Below are 4,398 nucleotides of genomic sequence, written 5' to 3' on the forward strand. Positions count from 1 at the left end.
ACGACCACCTGCGCCGGTGGCTCCGCAAGCGTGGCATCCGCCATCGCATCGCCCGCAAAGGCATCGAGTCCTCGCAGCGACTGGGCCGCCACCGCCGGGGTGTCGAGAGGACAGTGTCCTGGCTCGCCGGCTGCCGACGCCTGCACCGCCGCTACGAGCGCAAGACCGAACACTTCCTGGCCTTCGTCGGCATCGCCGCAGCCCTCATCAGCTACCGCCGACTCACCAACTGAAACGACGTCTAAGGGTGGCTTCAGTTCTTGGGCAGCTGGATCGTGCTGCGTACCCGGGCGAATGTGTCGTCCTGCGCTTCCATGCGGTCGGGCAGTGCGAAGAAGACCAGATGGGCCGTGCGGCTTGGGAGGCTGAACAGGTAGTAGCTGTAGGCGATCCGGTCGGGCGGGCCTGTGCTGTTGGGGTTCGCCAGTGTCCCGTCCAGACGCCAGCCGTTGACGCCGTCTACGCGGTCGGGCACCGGGTTGCCGAGGCGTGTCTGACGAAATGCGGGGATGGCGCGGATCGCGTCGGCTGCTTGGGCGGATGTGCTCAGGTCCAACGGCTCCTCGGTGACGCGGAGCATAATGCCCGCTAGTTTGGCCGGGGATTCGTCGACGACCTTCCCTGCGCGCTGCCATTGTTCTTTGTCGCCGTCGGTGAAGATGTCGATGAGATGCTCGGGGGTGTCGGCGTACATCACCGCGCCGGTAGCCGGATGGTGGGTCCAGGTCGGAGGATGCTCGAGCCGGAAGGGGGCTGCCTGGGCTCCTGTATCAACCCAGGAACCGTCGGACTGGTCGGACTGGAAGGTGAACACTGCGGTGACCACGCCGGCCACGAGGATGATCAGGGCGGCGAGCAGCGCCAGTACACGCCGTGGGGGGCGGGTGCGGGGCGCATGCGGTCGGGTCGGTTGTCGCCGGGGAGGTTGGTCCTCAGCTCCGGCCCCCTGGTCAGGTGAGGGCGGTTTCGGAGCTGGTTGAGGGCGCGGGGCGATCGGTGGCGGCGTACGTGGTTCGGTGCTGATCGTCCGGGGGCTCGTGATCGGCGGCGTGGCACGGAGTACCCGCCTCAGCTCCTCGATGACCGCTCGGCAGGATGGCTGGCGTTCCTCCGGGTCGGATGCCATCGCGCGATTCAGCACCGTGTCCACGCCTTGGGGGAGGTCATCCCGGTAGTCGGACACCTTCGGTCTGGCTGCGTACATGTGGGCCCACAGGCCAGCGGTGTCGTCGTCGCAGGCGAAGGGCACCTGGCCGGTGAGCGCCTGGAACATGACGCATCCCAGCGAGTAGATGTCCGTCCGTCCATCGACGGCGCGGCCGGCGATCTGTTCTGGGGCCACGTACGCGATCGTTCCGACGAAGTGGCCGGTGGTGGTGAAGCCGGTCAGACTCGCTGAACGTTTGGTCAGGCCGAAGTCCGCCAGGTAGACATGGCGGACCGGCTCGTCGGCGCCGGAGAGAAGGATGTTGCCGGGTTTGACGTCTCGGTGGACCAATCCCACTCCATGCGCGGCGTCCAGCGCGCCTGCGACCTGGGTGAATAGGGACATCGTTTCGGCCACTGTCAGTTGGCCGTGCCTCTGCGGCATCTGGGCGCGCCGGTTCAAAAGCTGGCTCAGGTCCCCCCCGTCGACGTACCGCATCGCGATGTAGAGCACGCCGTCGGCCTCGCCCGCACCGTAGATAGGCAGGATGTTGGGGTGGTCCACTGAGGCCGCCAGCTCTGACTCCTGCACGAAGCGGGCCCGGAAGTTCGCGTGGGAGGTGAGTTCGGGGGCGAGTAGTTTCAGGGCTACGGGCCGCCCCAGGGACAAATCCCGGGCCAGGTACACCACGGCCATGCCGCCACGGGCGATGTACGACTCGATGCGATAGCCGGCCAGCTCCTCACCGGGTTCCAGTGTGATGCGTGGTTGCGTGGGCATCTCAGCCGGGTCCTCAAGGGCCGTGGAAGGCAGTGCCGCAGGAGAAGCAGAAGCGGTCACCGGGGGACAGGAGGGCACCGCAGTTTCCGCAGTAGGTGCCTTGGGCTGCCGGACGGTCTGCATCTTCCTGGTGGGACTCTGGCCGGTCGGTGGCCCGCTGCTCGTGGTTCTCAGACTCCGAAGGTACTGTCACTGCGAGCGGTGGGCGTTTCCCTGCTGCGGGCCCGACCGCCAGCATGGCGGTCGGTGCGATCGGGTCTGCGGTGGGCCGCGGTGGGCTTTCCGGGCCTGTGTCGTCGGCGGGGCCCTGCCGGCGGCGCTTGAGCACAAACAGAACTCCGCCCGCCACCGCCAGAACCGTCAGCCCAATGAGTGGTCCGAACAGGGCCCAGTTGGTGCTGTTGCCGGAGGCGTCGTGGCCGGTGTGTGCGTCGGCCACGTCGCTCATGTCATTGGGCTTGCCTGTGCTGGCGTGCGCGGCTTTGTGGTAGCGAACGGCCGTCGCTCCCTGCCCGGTGTCCTCCGCGGCGCTGTGCAGCCATGGTGCAGCATGGCGGTACTCGTGTTTCGCATACCGCGCCAGCCCGTTGGTCATGCTGGAGTCACCAGGGCCGCGCTCGGCCTGCATACCGCTCTTGTCGAGCGCCGCAGTGATCTGAGCGGGTCGAAGTACGTCCACCGAGCGGTCAGCGGGGCTCAGCATGCCGGTCACGGCGCCGCGATCGTTGACGAGCACCGAGCCGGGCATCCCTGTTCCCAGGTGCCTTCGCAGCTTGTCGATGTCCTTGTCCTGGTCCGAGACCGCGCCCTGGCGGTCGTAGCGGCCCTGCACGGTGGCCGGTCGCGCTGTTGCGACGGGTGTGGCCGGCCAGCCGACCGACGTCCAGGTCTTGTCGGCCTGCGGGTCCGCCGCGAGCGCGACCGTGGCCGTCTTGCCCGGGGCTGCGACGGAGAGCACCGCCACTCCCCCAGAGGTGGACATGACGGCCGCCTTCAGTGCCTTGGGCTTCTTGGCCGCGGTGTAGGGGTGCACCCTGACCTCGGGCGTAATGAAGACGGCGCATTCCGCCTTCGGGCTGTTGGGCTGGTAGCAGCTGTTGACGGCCGCATCGAGTTTCGGGTCGTCGCGCACGCGCATGCGTTCGTACGGGTTCTTGGGCAGTGGCACCCCCGCAACCCGATGCCATGCCTGGTTCACCGCGTAGACGGTGACCCGTTCCTGGTTCAGTTCGACGGCCTCGGCGGAGGTGACGAGACCACCGCTCGGGTTGACGAAGACGCCCGTGCCGCCTGCCGTTGTATCGACGAGCGACTTGAAGTGGTACTGGCGCATCCCGTCCCAGTGCACGGCGACATCCACGTGCGCCGCGACCTCGACTCGGGCGACGGCGTCCGTGGCGTAGTCCTGCGGCGGAATCCTGTCGGGCTGCATGGTGGCGTGCCCGCCGGGCGTATGGGAGGCCGGTGGACTCGGACCGTCGGACGATTCGTGCGGATGATGCTCGGACGCGGGCGGCGGGCTTGGATCGTCGGTGGGGTCCGCTGCCAGCGCTGCGCCCGCGTAGGCGTTGCCTCCCAGGAGCAGCAGCATGGCGACAGACACGTGGACCACCGGACGGCAGCGACTCGGTCGGCGGTGGGGCGATGCGGTGGTCATTGCGGACTCCGCTCGTGCGCTTCCCCCGTTCGGTCATGCCGTAGACGTCTACCTATCCACACTGGACCCGGATACGACGAGGTGCAAGGCGGGCCGACGCGGTGGTCAGCGACGGCGCATGACCTCAGGTTCGTACTGCCTTAGCAGCCTGAGTACGGCGACTCCGCAAGCAGTCACGATCAGCATCAGCATCGTGGCGTTGGTCCACCACTGAAGCTGCGCCATCTTGAAGTGGCTGGTCAGGGGGCTGGCGTGACGTTGTTCCGAGGTGCTCGTGCTGGTCGTGGGCGGCAGTCTGCGGTGTAGATCGTCTGGCATGACGGGTTTTACGGATTCCCGCCCGTCGTCGCCGGTGCCGCTCCTACGATCCGGCGCATGACGGATCCCGAGGTGCTGGAGCGGATCGCCGCGCGACGCGCGGAGCTGGACGGACTCGAAGAACGACTGGCCAAGCAACTGTCCGAGGTGCGGGCCGAGCGAGACGAACTCGCTGTGGCCGAGCGGGTACTGCAGCGGATGAGCGAGCAGATCACCGAAGAGCAGGCGGCGGCCTCGCCGATGGTCGCCCAGGTGGCGGGCCGGGCGGTGCGGCTGGTCCCGGACCGCGCGCCGGGGACACCGTGTCCCTCGAAGGCCAGGAAGTGTTCGGTCTTGCGCTCGTAGCGGCGGTGCAGGCGTCGGCAGCCGGCGAGCCAGGACCCTGTCCTCTCGACAACCCGGCGGTGGCGGCCCAGTCGCTGCGAGGACTCGATGCCTTTGCGGGCGATGCGATGGCGGATGCCACGCTTGCGGAGCCACCGGCGCAGGTGGTCGT

Annotated in this window: 3 protein-coding genes and 2 pseudogenes; 2 read left to right on the plus strand and 3 right to left on the minus strand. The window is 68.0% G+C overall.

Features of this window, described 5'->3' with window-relative positions; genetic code table 11:
* A pseudogene (locus tag OP79_RS48440) lies at window positions 1-233 on the plus strand (IS5/IS1182 family transposase); the annotation flags it as partial.
* A 20-nt stretch (window positions 234-253) separates the two neighbouring features.
* Here OP79_RS48440 and OP79_RS58395 read toward each other — a convergent pair.
* Together OP79_RS58395 and OP79_RS48450 are read right to left on the minus strand one after the other, a co-directional pair.
* Window positions 254-1,927 carry a protein kinase domain-containing protein gene (locus tag OP79_RS58395; RefSeq protein ID WP_063742167.1) on the minus strand — a complete coding sequence of 558 codons (1,674 nt, stop codon included), beginning with the start codon at window positions 1,925-1,927 and terminating at the stop codon, window positions 254-256.
* Between the two features lie 13 nt (window positions 1,928-1,940).
* Window positions 1,941-3,530 (minus strand): zinc ribbon domain-containing protein, encoded by a 1,590-nt coding sequence (locus OP79_RS48450; RefSeq protein ID WP_157857540.1) that lies wholly within the window; start codon window positions 3,528-3,530, stop codon window positions 1,941-1,943.
* A gap of 429 nt (window positions 3,531-3,959) precedes the next feature.
* Between OP79_RS48450 and OP79_RS48460 the strand changes: the two genes are divergently transcribed.
* Entirely contained in the window at window positions 3,960-4,247 is a 288-nt protein-coding gene (locus OP79_RS48460) for a hypothetical protein (RefSeq protein ID WP_051745897.1), read from the plus strand.
* Here the strand turns inward: OP79_RS48460 and OP79_RS53450 are convergent.
* Window positions 4,214-4,398 (minus strand): annotated as a pseudogene (locus OP79_RS53450) (IS5/IS1182 family transposase); the annotation flags it as partial. The gene OP79_RS48460 and the pseudogene OP79_RS53450 overlap by 34 nt on opposite strands.

Origin of the sequence: Streptomyces yerevanensis (genome assembly GCF_000716805.1) — a bacterium.
GTDB lineage: Bacteria > Actinomycetota > Actinomycetes > Streptomycetales > Streptomycetaceae > Streptomyces > Streptomyces flaveus.